General features: G+C 61.4%; 22 protein-coding genes. 15 read left to right on the top strand and 7 right to left on the bottom strand.

All coding sequences use genetic code 11. The annotated features are described in order from the left end of the window. Positions 1-19 precede the first annotated feature (19 nt). Entirely contained in the window at positions 20-865 is an 846-nt protein-coding gene (locus tag ACQY5P_RS14135) for a ferritin-like domain-containing protein (protein WP_428407514.1), read from the bottom strand. Between ACQY5P_RS14135 and ACQY5P_RS14130 the strand changes: the two genes are divergently transcribed. Beyond that, positions 843-1922, top strand: coding sequence for a dipeptidase (locus tag ACQY5P_RS14130; RefSeq protein WP_428407513.1), 1080 nt, complete (start codon positions 843-845; stop codon positions 1920-1922). The two genes, ACQY5P_RS14135 and ACQY5P_RS14130, sit on opposite strands and share 23 nt — an antisense overlap. On the opposite strand, the gene ACQY5P_RS14125 is transcribed toward ACQY5P_RS14130, so the two are convergent. After that, positions 1923-3077, bottom strand: coding sequence for a TonB family protein (locus ACQY5P_RS14125; RefSeq protein ID WP_428407512.1), 1155 nt, complete (start codon positions 3075-3077; stop codon positions 1923-1925). It abuts the gene before it with no gap. Positions 3078-3312: 235 nt separating this feature from the next. Here ACQY5P_RS14125 and ACQY5P_RS14120 point away from each other — a divergent pair, with 235 nt between their 5' ends. Then, positions 3313-4149 carry a crotonase/enoyl-CoA hydratase family protein gene (locus tag ACQY5P_RS14120; RefSeq protein ID WP_428407511.1) on the top strand — a complete coding sequence of 279 codons (837 nt, stop codon included), beginning with the start codon at positions 3313-3315 and terminating at the stop codon, positions 4147-4149. On the opposite strand, the gene ACQY5P_RS14115 is transcribed toward ACQY5P_RS14120, so the two are convergent. After that, entirely contained in the window at positions 4144-6006 is a 1863-nt protein-coding gene (locus tag ACQY5P_RS14115; RefSeq protein ID WP_428407510.1) for an NAD(P)-binding protein, read from the bottom strand. The two genes, ACQY5P_RS14120 and ACQY5P_RS14115, sit on opposite strands and share 6 nt — an antisense overlap. 86 nt (positions 6007-6092) lie before the next feature. On the opposite strand from ACQY5P_RS14115, the gene ACQY5P_RS14110 reads away from it, so the two are divergent. After that, the gene (locus ACQY5P_RS14110; RefSeq protein WP_428407509.1) at positions 6093-6284 is read left to right on the top strand and encodes an inner membrane CreD family protein; all 192 of its coding nucleotides are present in this window, start codon (positions 6093-6095) and stop codon (positions 6282-6284) included. Between the two features lie 36 nt (positions 6285-6320). Further along, positions 6321-7148 (top strand): succinate dehydrogenase iron-sulfur subunit, encoded by an 828-nt coding sequence (locus ACQY5P_RS14105; protein ID WP_428407508.1) that lies wholly within the window; start codon positions 6321-6323, stop codon positions 7146-7148. A gap of 10 nt (positions 7149-7158) precedes the next feature. Here the strand turns inward: ACQY5P_RS14105 and ACQY5P_RS14100 are convergent, their stop codons facing one another. Next, positions 7159-7449 (bottom strand): hypothetical protein, encoded by a 291-nt coding sequence (locus ACQY5P_RS14100; RefSeq protein WP_428407507.1) that lies wholly within the window; start codon positions 7447-7449, stop codon positions 7159-7161. A gap of 404 nt (positions 7450-7853) precedes the next feature. On the opposite strand from ACQY5P_RS14100, the gene ACQY5P_RS14095 reads away from it, so the two are divergent. After that, positions 7854-9227, top strand: a complete 1374-nt coding sequence (locus ACQY5P_RS14095; protein WP_428407506.1) for an ammonium transporter — start codon at positions 7854-7856, stop codon at positions 9225-9227. Between the two features lie 65 nt (positions 9228-9292). On the opposite strand, the gene ACQY5P_RS14090 is transcribed toward ACQY5P_RS14095, so the two are convergent. Continuing rightward, entirely contained in the window at positions 9293-10006 is a 714-nt protein-coding gene (locus tag ACQY5P_RS14090) for a hypothetical protein (protein ID WP_428407505.1), read from the bottom strand. 141 nt (positions 10007-10147) lie between these two features. Here ACQY5P_RS14090 and ACQY5P_RS14085 point away from each other — a divergent pair, with 141 nt between their 5' ends. From ACQY5P_RS14085 to ACQY5P_RS14060, 6 genes are read left to right on the top strand one after another with little or no spacing between them, the layout of a single operon-like run. Beyond that, on the top strand, positions 10148-10474 hold the full coding sequence (locus tag ACQY5P_RS14085) for an ArsR/SmtB family transcription factor (RefSeq protein ID WP_428407504.1): 327 nt from the start codon (positions 10148-10150) through the stop codon (positions 10472-10474). Beyond that, entirely contained in the window at positions 10471-10908 is a 438-nt protein-coding gene (locus ACQY5P_RS14080; RefSeq protein ID WP_428407503.1) for a VOC family protein, read from the top strand. Before ACQY5P_RS14085 ends, ACQY5P_RS14080 begins: the two co-directional genes overlap by 4 nt. Before the next feature lie 9 nt (positions 10909-10917). Continuing rightward, positions 10918-11361 (top strand): arsenate reductase ArsC, encoded by a 444-nt coding sequence (locus tag ACQY5P_RS14075; protein ID WP_428407502.1) that lies wholly within the window; start codon positions 10918-10920, stop codon positions 11359-11361. Continuing rightward, entirely contained in the window at positions 11358-12029 is a 672-nt protein-coding gene (locus tag ACQY5P_RS14070) for an aquaporin (protein WP_428407501.1), read from the top strand. The genes ACQY5P_RS14075 and ACQY5P_RS14070 overlap by 4 nt, the downstream gene beginning before the upstream one ends. Before the next feature lie 32 nt (positions 12030-12061). Further along, the gene (zapE, locus tag ACQY5P_RS14065) at positions 12062-13243 is read left to right on the top strand and encodes a cell division protein ZapE (protein ID WP_428407500.1); all 1182 of its coding nucleotides are present in this window, start codon (positions 12062-12064) and stop codon (positions 13241-13243) included. Positions 13244-13273: 30 nt separating this feature from the next. Beyond that, entirely contained in the window at positions 13274-14542 is a 1269-nt protein-coding gene (locus tag ACQY5P_RS14060; protein ID WP_428407499.1) for a hypothetical protein, read from the top strand. On the opposite strand, the gene ACQY5P_RS14055 is transcribed toward ACQY5P_RS14060, so the two are convergent. After that, a complete protein-coding gene (locus tag ACQY5P_RS14055; RefSeq protein ID WP_428407498.1) occupies positions 14539-16293 on the bottom strand; it encodes a sodium:solute symporter family protein in 1755 nt (584 codons plus the stop codon). The two genes, ACQY5P_RS14060 and ACQY5P_RS14055, sit on opposite strands and share 4 nt — an antisense overlap. Before the next feature lie 9 nt (positions 16294-16302). Next, positions 16303-16590, bottom strand: coding sequence for a DUF4212 domain-containing protein (locus ACQY5P_RS14050; RefSeq protein WP_428407497.1), 288 nt, complete (start codon positions 16588-16590; stop codon positions 16303-16305). Positions 16591-16692: 102 nt separating this feature from the next. Here ACQY5P_RS14050 and ACQY5P_RS14045 point away from each other — a divergent pair, with 102 nt between their 5' ends. The 4 genes from ACQY5P_RS14045 (at position 16693) to ACQY5P_RS14030 (ending at position 20604) form a co-directional block, all read left to right on the top strand. After that, positions 16693-17934 (top strand): multidrug effflux MFS transporter, encoded by a 1242-nt coding sequence (locus ACQY5P_RS14045; protein ID WP_428407496.1) that lies wholly within the window; start codon positions 16693-16695, stop codon positions 17932-17934. After that, the gene (gene rimM / locus ACQY5P_RS14040) at positions 17931-18464 is read left to right on the top strand and encodes a ribosome maturation factor RimM (protein WP_428407495.1); all 534 of its coding nucleotides are present in this window, start codon (positions 17931-17933) and stop codon (positions 18462-18464) included. The genes ACQY5P_RS14045 and rimM overlap by 4 nt, the downstream gene beginning before the upstream one ends. A 202-nt stretch (positions 18465-18666) precedes the next feature. Continuing rightward, entirely contained in the window at positions 18667-20064 is a 1398-nt protein-coding gene (locus ACQY5P_RS14035; RefSeq protein WP_428407494.1) for an amidohydrolase family protein, read from the top strand. Positions 20065-20154: 90 nt separating this feature from the next. Then, entirely contained in the window at positions 20155-20604 is a 450-nt protein-coding gene (locus tag ACQY5P_RS14030; RefSeq protein ID WP_428407493.1) for a nuclear transport factor 2 family protein, read from the top strand. Positions 20605-20680 lie beyond the last annotated feature (76 nt).

The following is a 20680-nucleotide window of genomic DNA, read 5'->3' as shown; positions in this document are numbered from 1 at the left end:
TAAGAGGGTAAAGCCCAGCTTAGCGCGCTGTGGCGGCCGCGCCCATAATCCCCTGCGCTTCGCCTTCATCATGCCAGCTGGTGCGGCGCGCAAGGGCCGGATTGAGATAGAGCGACGGCACTTTCCAGAAAACGAGACTCTTGTGGACGAGCGCGTCGGCGGCGCGTTCATTCCAGCGCGGCGCGCCGCCCTTGTTCTTTTCCAGCCAGTCGCGATAGGGCGTCCAGTGGCTCGGCTCATCGACGCGGATCACCTCGAAGATTTTCTTCAGGCGCTCGTCCGACGTCACCAGCCTGTCCTCCAGGAGGATGTCGAGCTGGTTCATACCCCGGATCTCGGTGATCATGATGATGCGGCACAGCCGGAAGAAAAGACCGTCGTCGGCGGTGACTGCGTCGGTGTCGAGTTCGTCAATGCCGCAGCCGAAAGTGAGAAAGATCAGCCGGTCGATATGACCGCAGGAACGATCGACCGCAAACGGCATGCGGCCGATATCCTCAAAATATTTCTTGAACATGAGATAGTGTTTGCGCTCGTCGCGCCGGTGTTTCTCCACCGCGTCGATGAACCAGCGTTCGCTCGAATGACGGGCGCGCACGGCCAGCAGAACGCGGTCAATGCTCGAATATCCCCGATGCTCATTATAGATGTAGATCGAGGCGAGAATGTCGAGAAAACGGCGCTGGGCGCGGTCTATCATGCCGCAGCATGACGCCGGAAACGCGCGGCAGTCAATGTCTGCGCCCTTCGCCGCCGAAATTGTGATAGGACGGTTTTGCGGAGCGGGTCTTCGCATTTCATGGTGGAAACCGATTTCAGCCTTACCGGGGGAGAACCAGTCCATGCTGAACAGGAGAGACTCCATGCGGCTCGCCGCCGGCGCCGCGGCCGCGGCCATGGGCGCGGGCGCCGCCCGAGCCGACGACCGCCTGGACCGGCTCTATGACAAATCCATCGTCATCGACGCCCTCTCCTTCGCCCATGAATGGGATGAAGCGGAATATGAGGCCGTGAAACGCTCCGGCTACACCGGCATCGTCACCAGCCTTGACCGCCGCGACCTGCAGACCGCCATCGACGAGCTTCTGACCTGGAAGAAGCGCGTCCAGGAATTTCCGGACCGGTATCTGATCGCGCTTGAGGCGCGCGACTTCGACCGCGCCAAGCGCGAGGGCAAGCTCACCGTGATGATGAATTTCCAGAACGCCACCATGCTCGAAGGCGAGGCGGACAATGTGGACGCGCTTCACGCGCTCGGCATGCGCTGCTTCCAGCTCACCTATAACAGCCGCAATCTGATCGGCGACGGCTGCCTTGAGCGCACCAATGCGGGGCTTTCGGACTTCGGCGTCGAAGTGGTGAAGCGCATGAACCGGCTCGGCGTTCTCGTCGATCTTTCCCATTGCGGCCCGCAGACCACGCTCGACGGCATTGCATTTTCGGAAAAGCCCGTCGCCATCACCCATTCCATGGTGGAGAAATTCCGCCCCGGCCATCCGCGCGCCAAAACGGATGAGCAGATCAAGGCGCTCGCCGACAAGGGCGGCGTGTTTGGCGTCGCGGCGCTCGGCTATTTCATCGGCAAGAACCCCGGAACCGACACGACCATCGAAACCTACGCCGATCACATCGATTACACGGTGAACCTGATCGGCGTCGAGCATGTGGGCCTGTCGACGGACTATCCGGTGCGCGGCCTTGAAAGCTGGATCACGCGGGAAAATTGGTACGAGCCGCGGCTCAAAATCTACAAGCCGAGCTATGACGTGCAATGGCCGCCCTTTATTCCCGAACTCGATCCGCCGGAGCGGTTCCGCAATCTCGTCGCTGTCCTTGACCGGCGCGGATGGAAGACTCGCGATCTCGAACGGCTTCTCGGCGGCAACTGGATGCGCCTGTTCAAGGACGTCTTCGGGCGCTGATTATTTGACGAAGTTCACCGTTGCGGTCTTGCCGCTCTCAAGCGCGGGCGTTCCATCAACCGTGCGCGGGGTGAAGCGCCAGCGTTCGACGGTGCGCAAGGCCTCGCTGTTGAAGCAGTCATTCGACGTCGAGATGATGCGAGCGCTGACCGGGCGCCCCTCTGCGCTGACATCGAACATAACCGTCACCGACTCCCGCTCATCCGCACCGCGGGTGCAGCGGTTGGGATAGTCGGGCGCGATGGGGCGGCTCAAAACAGCCTCGATGATGACGGATTGACGCTGCGGCGGGGCGGGTTGCGCCCGGCGCGGCAGCGGACGTTCCCGAACTTCAGTGACGCCAGGCGCCGCCGGCCCGGCTTGATCCCGTTCTACGGGGGCGGCGGTTTCGGCTACGGGCGCCGTCTGTTCAGCAGCCGGCGCTGTTTCTTCCGCCGAAGCATCGGCGGAAACGCGCGCGTCACCAACCGGAATATTTTCTTCCGCCTCCGCTGCTTCACTATCGGATGCAGCGGTTTCAGAAGTCAGCTTTTCTTCGCCGTCAACCTCCGGGGCCTGAATCTCTGGCGCAGGCGCGGGCATGACTTCCGGTTCGCTTGCGCGCGGACGCGGCTGCGGCTCGGACCGCGTCTCGATTTGCGCTTCCTCAGCCTTCTGTTCGCCGCCGGCGATGACCTGATAGCCGACCCAGAGCGTGAAGAGGATGACCGCGAACATGGCGAAGATCCAGCCAAGGCGCGCGCGCTCTTCTTGCGGTTCGGCGCGCTCCTTTGTTGGCGCGGCCACCGGCGCCGGCGCCGCAGCCAAAGCATCGGCCTTGAACGTCGCAGCGACCGTATCGGGGTCGAGACCGAGAAACCGGGCGTAGGCTTTGACGAAACCGGTGGCGTAAGGAAGCGCCGGCAGGCGGTCGAGACGCATCCACTCGATGGCTTCGAGATGCTCGGCTTTCACCTTGATCGCGTTGCTTGCCGCATCGACGGATAAATTGGCGCGCTCGCGCGCGGCGCGCAGATACGCCCCGGCGCCCAGATCTTCCAGCGAAGGCGCTGCATCGCGCGCTTCCGGGCTTTCCATGGGCTCGGGCGCAGGCTCCTCCGGCGGCTCGGCGGCGCCGCTGAATTTGATGATTTCCGCACTCTTGTCTTGGGCCATGACGCCGGAACCTGACTTTACCCGTATCCGCGTTGACCGGCCGCTCCCGCCTTGGTGACACACCAGATTGAGACAAACGGCCGAACCTTCGCCGCCCCCACGAGCGGCTCGCCTCATGAAGAAGCATATTCGGCGCCAGAGTTTCCCGATTTGACGCTGCCGCCGCCGCTGGCGTTAACCTCTTTATCATGGAAATACTGACGCGCCGAATCCAGCGAAAAGGAGCGCGAATCTTATGAAATATAGCTGTTTCACCGCCGAAATTGCGGACGGGATCGCGCATTTGCGTTTTTCGCGGCCCGACAAGTTTAATTCCTTCATTCCGGAGTTCTGGCGCGAACTGCCAGAGGCGGTGACGCAGATTTCAGAGAATGCGAAAGCGCGGGTCATCGTTCTGTCGGCGGAGGGGAAACATTTCACGGCCGGCATGGACATATCGGTCTTCATGTCGGGCGCCCTGGATGCGCCGCCCGACAATACGCATGTCGCCGCCGAGGCCTTCCGCCATCATGTGAAGGCGCTGCAGGCGACGTTTTCCGCGCTGGAAAATGCGCGCCAGCCGGTGCTCGCCGCTATTCAGGGCGGAACCATCGGCGCGGGCGTCGATCTGGTTTCCGCTTGCGATTGCCGCTACGCAAGCGCCGACGCATTTTTTTGCGTGCAGGAGACGGCGATCGGCATGACCGCCGATGTCGGCACCTTTCCGCGGCTCGCGAAGATCATCCCTGAAGGCTGGGCGCGCCAGATGGCCTACACCGCCGAGCGACTTCCCGCCGCGAAAGCAAAAGAGATCGGTCTCGTCAACGAGGTCTTCGAAACGCATGAAGCCTTACTCAATGGCGTCATGGAAATCGCCGGCAAGATCGCGGCGCATTCGCCCCTCGCTGTCACCGGCTGCAAACAGATGATTACTTATGCGCGCGACCATTCGACCGCCGACACGCTCGATTACATCGCGCTGTGGAATGCGGCCATGCTGCGCGCCGACGACATCAAGGAAAGCTATATCGCGAAGTCCGAAAAGCGCGAACCGAAATTCGATGAGCTCCGGCCCATCAAGAAATCGCTATAGAGACAAAAGCTCGTTCACCGCGCGGTCGGCGGCGTCGATGGCGCCCTGCACATAGGCGAGCGCGCTCGAATCGGAATTCGCGACCGCGATGCGCCCGATTGGCTGGCGGGCCGTAACATGCGGACCGTAGGCGGGGCTCCACGTCCACGGGTCGTAAAGCTCGTTATATTCGTAAGCATAACCATGGGGCCAGCGATTGACGGTGATTCCGGCGATATCGCGTTCCGCGTCGAAGCCGTAAGCGCCGAGCATGCCCGTCATCTGCTCGACAATCTCTCTTTCAAAATCCTCGAACGTCATCTGGTAAAGCTTTGCGCGCCCGGCCCGGTGTTGCTCGCGCTCGGATAATCCCGCCTCCGTCGGAACATGCTGAAGATGCGCGATCACGGGAACATTCGGAGACTTGGAGAACTTCACGCCGCCCATGGAGACCGGAAAGTCGAGCGAGACGGATTCGAAAAAGCCCTGCGGCGAGTATAGCCGGTGATACCCGGCTTTCTCGAAAGCCCGCCAGTTGCGGAGCGCCACATTGGCGTAGACCAGCGGGATTTTCTCCAGCGTCTCCACCGCCTCGCGCTGCACGCCGCCCATTTCCGGAGCGATGTAAGGCAGCATGTGAAGATAGCCGGCATAGACCGCGTTTTTGCCGCGCACGCGAAAAGCCTCGCCGTCTTTCACATAAATCACGTCGACGCCGCCACCGGCGTTTTCCGCTTTCACCGCGGTTGAATTCAACCGGATGCGAAGCTTCGCATCCTCCGTATCGAGAAGATTATAGCGGGCGCGCGCTGTCAGCGCGTCTTCCATGCTGGCGCCCGGCAGGATATCGGGCCTGAGCGCGCGCATGAGCAAGCGCGCGACGCTGGCGTTCCCGTCGGGGAAATGAAAAATATAAGGCTCGTCATGCTCGTACGGATCGGGAATGGCGTCTTCGATCCCGAGCGCCGCCGTACCGGGCATGCCGATGCGCGCGCCCTCAAGCGCCGAGAGCGCATCCCAGCCGACGCCCCAGAGGCCGGTAATGGAACGCCGCAACAGAAGGGCGATCTCTTCATCGGCGCCGGCGTATTCAAACAGGAACCGTTCGTAACTCATGCGGCGCAGGAGATCGATTTTCTCCGCAACGCTTTTTCCGGCGAGATAATCCCCCGGCGAAAGCGCCAGTTCCGCGAATTTGGCGCGGCGCTCTTCCGGCCACGGGATCGCCGCAATCGCAGCCTTTGCCTCTTCTTCCGGCGGCACCGCCGACCACATGGCGTAGGGCGCGCCGATCAGCCGGTCCTCGCCATAATGGGCCTTGTCGAAGTACAGACCGGCCTCCATCTTCCGGCGCGCATAAAACTCCGTATCGAAATAATCGTGGAACTTTTCGACGTCGACGCCGATCTCTTTAACGAGATCCTGCGCCGCCTTCGACCAGGAGTGAGGCCCGTCGAGAGATTGGCTGCCGCCATAGCCGATAAGCTTTTTTCCATCGACGTCGAACTCGTTGCGCTTGGCGTGGCCGCCGAAATCATCGTGATTGTCGAGGATGAGGATGCGCGCATTCTGATCCGCGCGCTGGCGCCAATAGTAAGCGGAGGCGAGCCCGGAAATCCCCCCGCCGATGACAATGAGGTCGTATTCGTCGTCCGTCTGCGTTTCCGGGCGCGGCCAGGCCTTTCCTTCCCAGGCGAGCGCATGGGCGGCCTCGAACGACCCGGCATGGGAGCCGCGCATGCCGGTCAGCGCCGGAGGATAATACCCCGCCTCGCTCTTGCCGCAGCCGATAAGAGACGAAGGCGCGAGCCCCGCAACGATCGGCAGGGAGACGCCGCCGAGAAAATCACGGCGGGTAATGGAAGACAGGCTTTTCATGAAGGGCGCTCCGGAACCTTGGCGGCAATCGGAGCCGAATTCCGGCGCGCCGTCAAACCCGGCCTTCTTCCGTCCAGGCTGCGACCGTGTTTCACAGCCTCTGGCGCGGAATAATCGCCTTTGCGGCCTTTTCAGGCGCTGATGGATTGATATATCTCCTCATGAAATCAGAGGATTACGCCCTTCTGATCGGCTCGGTGACGGCGTTTGGCGCGCTCGCGCTCGCCATGTATGCCACACGGGAGCTTGATTGGCATGGTGGCCGCGATAAGGCGTAGCCTTTAGCGCCCTGAAAACAAAAGGTCTTTAAGTCGATGGTCGAACTGACGCTGCCTAAGAACTCCAAGATCAACAAGAACGGCAAGACCTGGAAAGCGAAGGAAGGCGCGGGCAAGACCCGCGCGTTCCATGTTTACCGCTACGATCCTTCGACCCCGGACAATCCCCGCGTCGACACCTATGAAGTCGACGTCTCCAATGTGTCGATGGTGCTGGACGCGCTCATCAAGATCAAAAACGAAACCGACGCGACGCTCGCTTTCCGCCGCTCCTGCCGCGAGGGCGTGTGCGGCTCCTGCGCCATGAACATCAACGGATCGAACACGCTCGCCTGCACCAAGGGCATGGATGAGTGCGGCGACGGCGACGTTCATATCTACCCGCTGCCGCACCAGCCGGTGATTAAGGACCTTGTGACAGACCTGTCGAATTTCTACAGGCAACACGCCTATATCGAGCCGTTTCTGCAGGCGAAGTCCGCCGAGCCCGAAACCGAATGGCGCCAGTCCCCGGAAGAGCGTGCAAAACTCGACGGGCTCTACGAATGCATCCTTTGCGCCTGCTGCTCCACCTCATGCCCGTCCTATTGGTGGAACGGCGAGAAAAAGGATCATGAACAGGAATATCTGGGGCCCGCCGCGTTGTTGCAGGCCTATCGCTGGCTCGCCGACAGCCGCGACCAGCTCGATAATGAGCGTCTCGACAAGCTTGAGGACGAGTTCAAGCTTTACCGCTGCCACACCATCATGAACTGCGCCACGGTCTGCCCGAAGCATCTCAACCCGGCGAAGGCGATCGCGGAAATCAAGAAGCTGATGGTGAATAGACCTGATGGAAAGACAGCCGCGCAGAAGGCGGATTAAGTCTCGTCCGTCACATCACGCCGCGAATGCGGTTTGACCTGATCTTCTTTTTCGATCCCGCCGCCTTGATCGCCGCGGCGCGCGCCGAGCGTCCGCTGCCTTCGCTCAAGGCTTCCGCCGCGAGCGCGCTCGCCTGCCAGTAAAGCGCGCGCGCCTCGCTCAACACCGCGTAAGCGCGCATCGCCAGAACGGCGCCGATGACCGCCAGCGCCAGGCCGGCGAAAATGCCGCCCAGTTGAAACGCCGCCATGTTGGCCTCCACATCCTGCGCCAGGCGGGCCGCCACATCCTGCTCTTCCATATACCCCTCTTGACCCCGACACGCTCCCGCAAGGCCATATGCAAAAGGCGCAAGCGCGAGCATGCTACGCACCGTTTGATTGGCCTACGGACCAATCTGCAGCGTGTTCGTTTATGCTTATCGTTAAATTCTATACGGCCCGCTGCAAGCGCCGCAACCCAATTGTTGCGGCACAACATGCCCCATGGCGAATTTCGGAGTTTTATATTATATATTTGGCATATTATTGCTAATAATTCGACTATTTTGGCTATTTTAGCGACACGGGCGCAAAAATCATTAAGGTTTTGTTGCAATGCGAAATTCTTTTGCTCATCATCCCTACACGAACAGATTGCGCCGGCCGGCGCTTTCATCCTTGTGCGGATGATTGTCCGGCGGCGCGTTTCTAGCGAGGGGCTGGTATGACAAAAATAAAATACATGCTTTTCGCCGTCCTGGGGGCGGCGATGTTAGCGGGGGGCGCTTTGGCGCAGGAGCCCGCAGCGGCGGAAGCCGTTGAAGCGGTCGCAGAGGCGGCGGCGACAACGCCGGCGCCGGATACGGCGTTTATCTTCAATACTCTTTTATTCCTGATCATGGGCATGGTCGTCATGTTCATGGCGGCGGGCTTTTGCATGCTCGAGGCGGGTTTGGTGCGCTCCAAAAACGCCGCAACGATCTGTCTGAAAAACATCACGCTCTACGCCATCGCGACGGTGATGGTGTGGCTTGTCGGCTACAACCTGATCTATGGCAATGCGGCCACCCCAGGCGGCTATCTCGGCACACTCGCATTCTGGAAGGCGGACGATTCGGCGGCGCTTGATACAGGCTATTCGGCGTCATCCGACTGGTTCTTCCAGATGGTTTTCGTGGCGACGGCCGCCTCCATCGTCTCCGGCACGATTGCGGAACGCGTGCGCCTGTGGCCATTCTTCATCTTCACCGCGATCCTGACGGGTTTCATTTACCCGATCCAGGCGTCGTGGGAATGGGGCGGCGGCTGGCTCGACGCCAATTACGGCTTCTCCGATTTCGCCGGCTCGACGCTGGTCCACGCCACCGGCGGCTGGGCCGCGCTGGCAGCCGCCCTTGCATTGGGGCCGCGGCGCGGGAAATACGGGCCCAACGGCCAGATCAATGTCATTCGCGGCTCTTCCCTGCCGCTGGCGACGCTGGGCGTCTTCATTCTCTGGCTCGGCTGGTTCGGCTTCAACGGCGGCTCTCAGCTCGCGCTCGGCTCGCTCGACGACGCCATTTCCGTCTCCAACATCTTCGTCAACACGAACATGGCGGCGGCGACCGGCGTCATTACCGTGGTCGTTCTCTGCACCTTCCTGAAACGCAAGATCGACCTTTCCATGGCCTTGAACGGCGCCATCGGCGGCCTCGTTTCCATCACCGCCGAGCCTTTGACGCCGGCGATCTGGCAGGCCGCGCTGATCGGGTCGGTCGGCGGCGTCATTATCTTCGTCGTTACGCCGCTGCTTGAGAATCTGCGTATCGACGATGTGGTGGGCGCGATCCCCGCGCATCTCTTCTGCGGCATGTGGGGAACGATCATCGTGCCGTTCTCCAATTCGGACGCCACCTATCTCGGCCAGGCTGTGGGCATCGGCGCCAATGCAGTGTTCGTGTTCGTGTCGAGCTTTGTGATCTGGATCCTTCTGAAGATGATCGTCGGGATCCGCGCAAGCGCCGAGGAAGAAGACAAGGGTCTCGATGATTCGGAAATCGGCGCGCCTGCGTGGCCCGATTTCTCATCGAAGCCACATCCCTTGCAGCCCGCCGAATAGCGCAAAGGCGGAGGCTGCAAGCCCCACGGAACCCGGCGGCCGAAAGACCGCCGGGTTTCTTTTGTTTAGGGGGCGATGTTTGTGAGTCCGTTTTCGTAGCGCGAAAACGCCATGATCTTCTGCCAGATCTTGCGGGACAGCGCCGTCGTCAGCTGCTCGATGTCGCCCGCGCCGGCGACGACTTCAGGGTCGCGGCAGCTTTGCGCGAAAAGCGCGGCAAGTTTCGCGGTCAGCGACAGCATTTCCGAGCAATAGTCGAGATAGCGCTCAAGCAGCGGCCCTTCGAGACTGGCGTTGGGCGACGAGGCGGTCGCCGGCAGGAGGCGGCGATAGGGGTCCTTCGTGAGCTGGTGCATGTCGACCACATGGGCGATTGAGCGCAGCTCATGCAGATAGTCGAGCGCCTTGGCGCGCTTCCACCGCTCCTCAAGCCGTCCGAGGGTCATGACGCCAAGCCCGACAAGCACGGCGATATTCATCGCCGGCTCCAGCACCTGAACGAGGCTCGCCGCCTCGAACTCCATTTCATCGAAATGCAGGGTCAGCGCGATCCAGGCGAGCGCGGCGGCGCCCAGCGCCCAGATCGAATAGACGGAAACCCGGATCGGGATCACCGGATCGCGCAAACGCTCCGACTCCTCGCCGCAGCGGCGCGCCACCCCCGCCAGTTCCTCCGACACATTCTGAAGCCCGGAGCCGGGAAACCGCTCGCCGATCCGCCGCGAAAGGGCGTCAATCGTATTGATGACCTGAACGGCGCTGAGCGTGCGGTAAGTCAAGGCAGTATCCCCGTAGGCGCCTGGGCGGCGCGAACTAACCCATACCCGTCCGCTATGAAAAAGCCTTTAAGTCGCCGCCAGTCCGAAGTTTGAAAAAAAGCTTGCAATATTCTATAATTCTAATATTATAGAAATATGGAAATGGAAACCGCAACCCAGGCTTTTTCTGCCCTTGCCCAGCCCGCCCGGCTCTCGACCCTCAAATTGCTGGTCAAAGCCGGCCCGACAGGCGCGGCCGCAGGCGAAATCGCCGAAGCCGTCGGCCTGCCGGCGCCGACAATGTCTTTTCATTTGAAAGAATTGGAAAGGTCCGGCCTCATCAATTCCCGCAAGGACGGCCGCCGCGTCATCTACGCCGCCGATTATGGGGGCATCCGCGAGCTTATCGATTACCTGCTCGCCGATTGCTGCGGCGGCGACCGCCGCCTTTGCGGGCCCTATGTCGTCATCAAGGAGACAGCCGCATGAAACGCCTGCACCTGCATATCCGCACCGACGATCTCGAGGGGTCGATCAGATACTACACCGCCCTTTTCGGAACCGAACCGGCGCGCCGGGAGCCCGATTACGCAAAATGGCTGCTCGACGACCCGGCCGCCAATGTCGCGGTGTCGAGCCGCGGCGGCGAACCGGGCCTTGATCATGTGGGCGTCTCTCTCGACGACGGCGACGGTCTTGAAGCCATCGCAGGGCGGATGCGCGAGGCCTCTGCGCCGCTCGTCCAGGAGGAAAAAGCGACCTGCTGTTACGCCAAGAGCGACAAATACTGGTCGCACGATCCCCAAGGCACGGTCTGGGAGCTATTCCATTCCTTCGGCGACAGCGCGGTCTATGGCGTCACCGCGCCGGATGTCGTCAAGGCCAAAGAGACGGCGACCGGCTGCTGCGCGCCGAACGTCTAGGCCGGCGCCGTGCCCAACATCCTGTTTCTGTGCACCGGCAACTCGGCCCGCTCGATCATGGCCGAAGGCTACATGAACCATGCGGGGGCTGGCCGCTGGCGCGCCTTTTCCGCCGGGTCGACGCCCACGGGAAAGGTCAATCCTTTCGCCCTTGAAACGTTGAAAGCGCATGACATTGCGCCGCCGGAAGGGGCGCGCTCCAAAAGCTGGGACGAGTTTGCGCAAGACGGCGCGCCCATCATGGATGCGGTCGTCACCGTCTGTGACAACGCCGCCGGCGAGGTCTGTCCCGTCTGGCCAACACAAGCGGGCAAGGCCCCACGAAAACTTCATTGGAGTTTTCCCGACCCCGCCGCCATTGAAGGCGCGGAGGCGGAGAAACGCGCCGCTTTCGAAACCGTCTTCGCCGACATCCGGGCCCGGATCGACGCCTTCCTCAAAGAGACCGCATGACATTTTCGATTCCGCAGAAGCTCGCCGCCGAAGCGCTGGGGACGGCGCTCCTGCTCGCAATCGTTGTCGGCTCCGGCGTCATGGGCGCGGCGATGTCTCCAGAAAACAACGCGATCGCGCTGCTCGGCAACACGCTGGCGACGGGCGCCGGTCTTGTGGTGCTCATCACCATTCTCGGGCCGGTCTCAGGCGCCCATTTCAACCCGGCGGTGACGCTCGCCTTTCTCATTCGCAGTGAAATCGGGCTCACGCTCGCCGCCGCCTATATGGCCGTGCAAATCGCGGGCGGCGTCGCCGGCGTCGGCCTCGCCCACGCCATGTTCGATCTCGACCTCCTTCAGGTGAGCCTCAAGGCCCGCGCCGGCGCCGGTCAGGCGCTGGGCGAAGCGACGGCGACATTCGGCCTTGTGCTGACGATCCTTGGGACCTTGCGCTTTCGTCCCGACGCCGTCCCCATGGCCGTGGGGCTTTTCATCACCGCCGGCTACTGGTTCACCTCCTCAACCTCCTTCGCCAATCCAGCGGTGACCATCGCGCGCACCCTCACCGACACGTTCGCCGGCGTGCGCCCCGCCGACGCGCCGGCGTTTTTGCTGGCGCAGTTTTCGGCGGCGGCGCTCGCTGTTGGCGTCGCGGCGTGGCTGTTTGCGCATCACAAGAAGGCGTGACGGCGCGGGCGAGCCAAGTTATAGCCCGAACTATGAGCAAGGGACCGCGCCCGCGTTACGAGGCGCTTTTGGAATCGGGCGCGCTATCCCCCGATCCGGCGCAGGAAGAGGCGGCGGACCGGCTGCAGGCGTTGCATGATGCGCTTCAGTCCTATTCCGGGCCCATAGGAACGCTCAAAAGCTGGCTCGGCGGCAAGAAAACGCCGCCGAAAGGACTTTACCTCTGGGGCGGGGTCGGGCGCGGCAAGACGCTGCTCATGGATCTTTTCTTCAACAACACGGACTTCGCCAAAAAACGCCGCGTGCATTTTCACGAGTTCATGGGCGAGGCGCATGAGCGGATCGCCGAGTGGCGGGCGAAAAGCGAGACGGAAAAGAAGAAACACAAAGCCTATGACCGTTCGGCGCCGGACGATCCCATGCCGCCGGTGGCGCATGACCTTGCGACGGATGCGCTGCTTTTGTGTTTCGACGAATTTCACGTCACCGACATCGCCGACGCCATGATCCTCGGGCGGCTCTTCACGTCGCTGTTCGAGCGCGGCGTCGTCGTCGTCGCCACCTCGAACCGTGCGCCGGACGAACTCTATAAGGATGGGCTCAACCGGCAGCTCTTTCTGCCTTTCATCGACCTCTTGAAATCGAAGCTCAATGTTTTCGAAATGTGTTCGGCCCGCGACTACCGCCTCGAAAAATTGTCTGCGGCGCCGGTTTACCTCACGCCGCTCGGGCCGGAAGCCGATAAGGCCATGGATCACGCCTGGGAAAACATGATCAGCGGCGCCCATGTGCGGCGCGAGGAAATCCAGATGAAAGGCAGAAAGCTCATCGTGCCGCGCGCGGCGCGCGGCGCGGCGCGCTTCGCCTTCGCCGATCTCTGCGAAAAGCCGCTTGGCGCCGCCGACTATCTCGCCATCGCGCGGCGCTATGGCGCGCTCTTTCTTGACCATATCCCGGTCATGGGGCCCGACATGCGCAATGAAGCGAAGCGGTTTTCCACCCTCATCGACACGCTTTACGACGCCAAGGTGAAGCTCATCTGTTCCGCCGCCGCCGAGCCCGGCGCCCTCTATGTGGCGGGGCACGGCGCTTTCGAATTCGAGCGGACGGCCTCGCGCCTCATGGAAATGCGTACGGCGGATTACCTGGCTGCCGCGACGGACGGAATGGCGGCAGAAGGGGCGGCGATGGATTCCGCCGCCCAGTCCGGTTAGAATCGCGCCACGAAAAAGGGACCGCATCCCATGAACCGCCTCAGCACGCTCGGCGCCTTGATCGCAGGCGCCATCCTTCTCGCCGCTTTCTATGGCGTGGCCTTTGGCGGCCGCGACGCCGGCATCGACATTGAAATCAACGATGACGAGGGCGTCCGCCATGTGGTGAGCGGCGACCGGGGCAGCTTCGCTCTGAAAAAAGACGGCCTCGATCTCGAAGCCTCCTGGCGCGGCGACTACGACTTGACGGAGGGGGGCGACGATCTCGCTTCGCTCGAGCACAAGCTCGACATCACCCGCAAACAGGCTGAGCGCGAAGAACAGGTCGTCTTCGAACGCGACGGCGACGATGTTGAAAGCATCTACTATCTCGATGGCGAGAAGCAGGATGAGAATCCTGAAACCGCCGCCGCCAAGAAAGCCTTGCTGATCGCGTTTCTCGAAGCCAGCGGCGCGAAAGCCGAAGACCGCGTCGCCATTTTACTGCGCGAAGGCGGCGTTAAAGCCGTTCTTGAGCGGATCGACGCGATGTACAGCGATCATGCGCGGCTGCGCTACATCACCGAGCTGACGGACCAGACGGATCTGACCAATGCGGAGACGTCGGACCTTCTCAAGTCACTCAAAAACATCGAAGGCGATCACGATCTTCGTGTCGCGCTCGACGCGTTGTTGCAGAACGAGACTGTCGACGCCGCCGAAATGCCGCTTTTCCTTGAGACCGCCTCACGCATCGAAAGCGATTACGATCTGCGGCGGCTGATTGAACGGGTTTCAGAGAACGAGCTCAATGACGACGCGTTGACCCTCGCCATTGAGCTGATGAAGCGCCTTGAAAGCGACCATGATTTACGGCGCGCGAGCGAAGCCCTGTTGGGGCAGGACAAGATCAGCGAGGCGGCGGCGGCGCGCCTTCTCGATACGATCGGCGACCGCATCGAAAGCGATCATGATCTGCGCCTGATCCTCGGCGATGCGGCGCCGTTCCTCGCCAGAGGCGGCGACGCGGCGCGGGCCTGGGTCGGCGCCTTCAACGCCCTCGACTCCGATCACGATCAGCGCCTGACGCTGGAAGAAGCGGCGGGCGTCCGCGGTCTTTCCGTGGAGACCCGGTTGGCGCTGATCGCGGCGAGCGAAAACATTGAGTCCGACCATGACCGCCGCCTCGCCCTTGAAGCCTATTCGGACCTGCTTGAAGGCGACGAGGCGTTGGAGGCGGCGTACAAGAAATCCGCCGACGGCATCGGATCCGAATCCGATCGCGAGCGCGCGCTTGAGGCGGCGAACCTCGACAATTAAGCAGTTTCCGGAATCCGGATGGCGTCCACCATGTCTCGCACGGCCTGCGGCGTGGGCGCGGTGAAATTCGAGACCGCAATAGCGGTGATGAAGTTCAGCATCATGCCGACCGCGCCGATCCCCTCCGGCGAAATCCCGAACAGCCAGTGCTGAGCGTCGCTGACCGCGCCGAACCACGGCGATTTGAACCAGACGATATAGCCGAGGGTGAAGACGAGACCGGCGAGCATGCCGGCGACGGCGCCTTCCCGGTTGATGCGCTTGAAAAAGATGCCCATGAGGATCGCGGGGAAGAGCGAGGCCGCGGCGAGCCCGAAAGCGAGCGCCACCACCTGCGCCACAAAGCCCGGCGGATTGATGCCTAAATACCCGGCGACGAGGATCGCTGCGGCCGCCGCGCCGCGCGCCGCCATGAGTTCGGTTTTTTCGGTAATCTGTGGACGGAAGGTTTTCTTCAGAAGGTCGTGGCTAATCGCCGTGGAGATGACGAGCAAGAGCCCCGCCGCGGTCGACAAGGCCGCCGCGACGCCGCCCGCGGCCACAAGCGCGATCACCCAGGCCGGCAGTCCTGCGATTTCCGGATTGGCAAGCACCATGATGTCGCGGTCGACCTCGATTTCATTGGCGTTCGCGGTCGGCGCGTTGGCGATAAGGCGTTCGCCGCTCGGCCCCGCCTCGCCGGTGAATTCCGCGCGGCCCTCGAAAGGCGCGCCCGGCGCATATTGAATGACGCCGTCGCCGTTTTTGTCGAGCCAGGCAATGAGGCCGATCCCCTCCCAGCTTTTCACCCATTGCGGCGCCTCGGCGTAGGATTGCTCATGCACGCTGTCGATGAAGTTGAGGCGCGCAAAGGCGCCCACCGCCGGCGCCGTCGTATAAAGAATGGCGATGAAGACGAGGGCGTAGCCCGCCGACATCCGCGCATCGGCGACATGGGGCACGGTGAAGAACCGCACAATCACATGAGGCAGCCCCGCCGTCCCCACCATCAGCGCGAGCGTGATGGCGAAAATATCGATCGTGGATTTCGTTCCCGCCGTGAAGGCCGAGAATCCGAGATCAAGGAGCGCGCCGTCGAGCTTTTCCAGAACCGAAACGCTCTCGCCCGCGACGTCAGCGCCAAGTCCCAATTGCGGAATGGGGTTGCCCGTCACCATCAGGGAAATGAAAATCGCAGGCACCAGATAGGCGAAGATAAGAACGCAATATTGCGCGACCTGCGTATAGGTGATGCCCTTCATGCCGCCGAGAACCGCATAGAAGAAAACGACGCCCATGCCGACGACGACGCCCCATTCGATGGGCATTTCGAGAAAGCGCGAGAAGACGACGCCGACGCCGCGCATCTGCCCCGCAATGTAAGTAAAGGAAACGACGATCAGGCAAATGACGGCGACGACCCGCGCCGCCTTCGAATAATACCGCTCGCCGATGAAATCCGGCACCGTGAACTGGCCGAACTTGCGCAAGTAAGGCGCCAGCAACAGCGCCAGCAGCACATAGCCTCCGGTCCAGCCCATGAGATAGACGCTCGCGTCATAGCCGGCGAAAGCGATGATCCCGGCCATGGAAATGAACGACGCCGCGCTCATCCAGTCCGCGGCGGTCGCCATGCCGTTGGCGATGGGATGCACATGCCCGCCCGCCACATAGAATTCGGAAGTCGAGCCCGCCCGCGACCAGATGGCGATGCCGATATAAACCGCGAAGGAAAGCCCGACGAAAATATAGGTGAGAAGCTGCGCGTCCATGGGGCCCCGCTATTCGCCCGGCGCGCTGAAGCGCTTGTCGATCGCCTTCATCCGCGCGGCGTAAACGAAGATCAGGATGACGAAAACGACGATCGACCCCTGCTGCGCGAACCAGAAGCCCAGCTTGAAGCCGCCGATCTTCACTGCATTCAGCGTGTCCACAAAAAGCACCCCCGCCCCGAACGAAACGGCGAACCAGATGCTGAGCAGCACAAGAAGAAGCTTCACATTTTCGCGCCAATAGGCTCGCGCCCGCGCTTCCGCCGTTTTGGCGGCGGTGTTGTTATTTTCTGTCATCGGCCTCCCTCCCTTCGGGGATCGGAACCCTAATCAGGTTTCAGGCGAAGTCCTATCCCCCGGCTTATTGCCAAATGCTGCGTGTGCGAGTAGGCCCCGCTCATGACCCAAGCGGCGCAAACGAAACCCCGCCTTCCTTTCTGGGAGCTGGTCGCCATCGTCGCCGCGTCGATGGCGCTGAATGCGCTCGCCGTCGACATCATGCTGCCGGCTTTGGGGATCATCGGCGACGAACTGGGCGCCGCCCATGACAATGACCGCCAGCTCATCATCATCGTCTATGTGCTCGCCAACGGCATCGCGCAGCTCTTCTTCGGGCCGATTGTCGACCGCTTCGGGCGCAAGCGGGTCCTGCTCTGGTCGCTTGCCGGCTATACGGCGGGATCTCTGCTCTCGATCATCGCATCGTCCTTCACGCTGTTTCTCGCGGCGCGCGCGTTTCAGGGCGTCGCCACGGCGGCGACCCGGGTCGCGGCCGTCGCCATCGTGCGCGACCAGTGTTCCGGCCGGCGCATGGCGGAAGTCATGTCGCTCGCCATCACCATCTTCATGGCGGCGCCGATCCTCGCGCCCGGCATAGGTCAGCTCATTCTCTTTGCGGCGCCCTGGCGCTGGATCTTCATCGCGCTGCTTGTCTTCGGCGCAGCGTTTGGCGTCTGGGCCATCTTCCGCCTTCCGGAAACCATGGCGCCCGAAGACGTGAAGCCCTTGCGGCTGCGGCCCATCGTTGCGTCTTATCTCGTGTTCGTCACCAACAAGATTTCCATCGGCTACACGCTGGCGGCGGCGAGCTTTTTCGGCGCAGTGTTCAGCTATATCAGCTCGGCCGAGCAGGTGTTTCTCGATGTCTTCAAGCTGGGGGAGAAATTCACCCTGGTCTTCGCCGTCATCGCCAGCGCCTTCGCTGTGTCGACGCTCACCAATTCGCGGCTCGTCTCGCGTTTCGGCATGCGGCGGCTGTCCCATGGGGCCATGCTGGTTTTCATCGCCGCAAATGTTCTGCATCTCATCGTTCTCATGACCATCGGAGAAAGCCTGGCCGTCTTCACCGCCTGCATGATGGCGTCTTTCCTGTGCATGGGGTTCATCGGGCCAAACGCCACGGCGCTCGCTATGGAGCCCATGGGCCACAACGCCGGCTCCGCCGCCGCGATCAACGGTTTCGCCGGGACAACCATCGCCGGCCTTCTCGGCGGGATCATTGGCGCGCAATTCGACGGCACCACGACGCCCATGGTGATCGGCTTTGTGCTTCTCGGCGTCGCAGGATCGCTGCTCATTTTCTGGACGGAGAACGGCAAACTGTTCGGTGTCGGCGAGCATGAACCGGAGCCCGCCGAATGAGCGAGGCGCGACGCGTCTGCCTCGGCGCCTTCGCCGGCGCCCACGGCGTCAAAGGCCATGCGAAGATCAAGACTTTCACCGAAACGCCCGAAGGCGTCGCCGCCTATGGCGCCGTCGAAACCGAAGACGGCGCACGAAAATTCACGCTGAAGATTATCAAAGTCCTCGCCGACGGTTTCGTCATTGCGAGCGCCCCCGAGATTAAGAGCCGCGAAGACGCCGAAGCCCTGAAGGGCGTGCGGCTTTATGTGAACCGCGGCGCGCTCCCCGCGCCTGACGAAGACGAGTTTTATCTCGACGATCTCATCGGACTGAAAGCCGTCGACGAAACCGGCGCAGACTTGGGCATTGTCAAGGCCGTTTATAATTTCGGCGCCGGCGACCTGATCGAGCTTGCGAACATTCCTGGCGTCAAAGGCGTGAGGCTTGTGCCGTTTACGAAAGAGACGGTTCCCTCTGTCGAACTTTCCCGGAAAAGGATTACAGTCCAGCGCAGCGCTGCGGACCCTGCCGAGGACACGACATCGTGAACGCCTGCGCGACGAAACGCACTCTTTCAGCGACAGGACGAGTTATCACAGTCCGCCGCGCTTCATAGACTGACCGCCTGGCAACAGGGGCGCGAAAAAAAATGTCAGCAATCTACAGCATGTTGGCGGCTTTCGCTGTGTTGTCTTCTGCACAAGCCGCAACCGGGTTTCGCGTGAATGACGTTGAATTCAGGTGCCGATAATGGCAGCACGCGCGGCGCTATTGACGATCGCCTGTCTGTTTTTCGCAACGAGCGTTCGCGCCGCACCGGCTGAATGGCTGTGCGACCGATCTCCCTTGCTGATCAAGAATGTGCGGCTGCCCGGCGCATCGAACGCGACCCATATCCTTATATCGGATGGGCGGATACAAAATGTCGGTCCTGATTTAACGGTGCCCGAGAGCAATCATCGCGTTATCGATGGAGCGAGGGCTTTCGCTCTTCCGGGGCTCATCGATTCCCATACGCATTTCGACGCCCTGCCCGCCGCAAAGCACCGGCAAGCCAATCTTAACGTGCAGACTGAAATCTTTCCCGTCACCATGCGCCAGACGCTCGCTTCCGGCGTGACGACGGCACGGACCCATCTAGCGGCGCTTGCCGACATGCCATTGATGGCGGCGCTTAATGACGATGACTGCTTTCCGTCGCCCCGGCTTGTCCTCAGCGGGCCAGGCCTTCTTGGCGGCGCTCCCAGGGTAAACGCCCGGCTGATGCGCGGTATCGCCGGCCCTGAGGACGCGACGTCAAAAGTTCAGGAACTCGCCGAGCATGGCGCGGCTTGGCTGGCGCTGCACGGGATCGAATCATTTTCAAGCGAGGAACTTGAATCTGTTTTCACTGCTGCTGAAAAGAACAACATAGATGTCATGGCGGACACTGACAGTTTTGAAAGTCTCTCCGCCGCGCTTAAATGGCCTGTCCTTTCCGGAGAATACATCAACCGCTCGCCCGCGGCGGCCTATCCGCCGGAAATTCTTGAGGCCGTTTCTGCCAAAGACGATTTTTACCTGACGCCCCCTCTCGGCTACTACCTGCGCAGCGTGGCGCTCGCCGAGGATGAAACAGCAAGCTTCGATCCCGCGCTCCTCGAATTCACGCCTGACGAACTCGCTGTGGAAATGAAGGCCTCATTTCGCGAAGCGTTTGACAAAGACGACTACATTGCCAGCGCCGTCGAAGCGGTGCCGACTTTCAAAGAAAAATTCAAGGCGTTGCGCGCCGCGGGCGCAAAACCCGTCATCGGTTCGGATTCAGGATCGCTTGGACAGTTCCATCTCGATGCTGTCTGGAAAGAGATGGCGGCATGGCGCGATATGGGCGAAATGCCGAACGACGTTCTCGCCGGAGCGACCACAACGCCTGCAGAGATGCTCGGCAGGGATGACATCGGCGTCCTTGAGACGGGCGCGCGAGGCGATGTCGTTCTTTACAATGGCGGGCTCAATGCCGGCGAATTCGATCGCATGCACGTCGTTGCGGTCATCAAGGGCGGCGTGGTATATGTCGCTGACGGCCGATGGGTTGGACCCGATGCACAGCAGACAAAAGCCAAAGTCACTGCTCATATTGAGCGCGTGAAGACTGCGGGCCAGTAACGCCGCGCCAACTTGCTTCGTTAAGCGGGTATTTCCACCCCTCTCGTAACACCCTAAAATGACTCTCGCATAAAAGGGCACAGAGTTCCAATGCGGCGAATATTCTTAGTTCCTTTCCTATATGTGGCGGCCTGCGCGGCGGAACCGGAGCAAGTCTCACACAAGACGCAGCTTGAAGCGAACAAGCAGCTTGTTCTCGACATGTGGCATGAAGTCATTGACGGGCGGAACATCGACGCCGCGCGAAAATACATCTCCAAGGACTACAAACAGAACAGCCCGGTCGCGCCCGATGGCGTTGAAGCCTTGATTGACTTTCTTCACACCGAGTTTCCGGATTCACAGCCGCTGGAGCCGGGGACATATCCGCTGACCGAGTTCGAGTTTGTAATCGCCGAGGGCGACCTGGTGCAGCTCATGTTCCAGCGCACGCTCCCCAGCCGCGACAATCCCTCCGAGATGGTTGATGTGTGGTGGTACGACACCTATCGCGTCAAAGACGGGATGGTCGTCGAACATTGGGACTCCATGATCGAGTAGCAGTCCGCCACGGTTTGGTCGCTATAAAACCAAGCGCAGCAATGCCGGCATGCGCACTAAGAACGCCAACACTGAA

It is taken from the genome of Hyphococcus sp., assembly GCF_965267305.1.
GTDB lineage: Bacteria > Pseudomonadota > Alphaproteobacteria > Caulobacterales > Parvularculaceae > Hyphococcus.
This window is presented reverse-complemented; position numbering and strand designations above follow the sequence as displayed.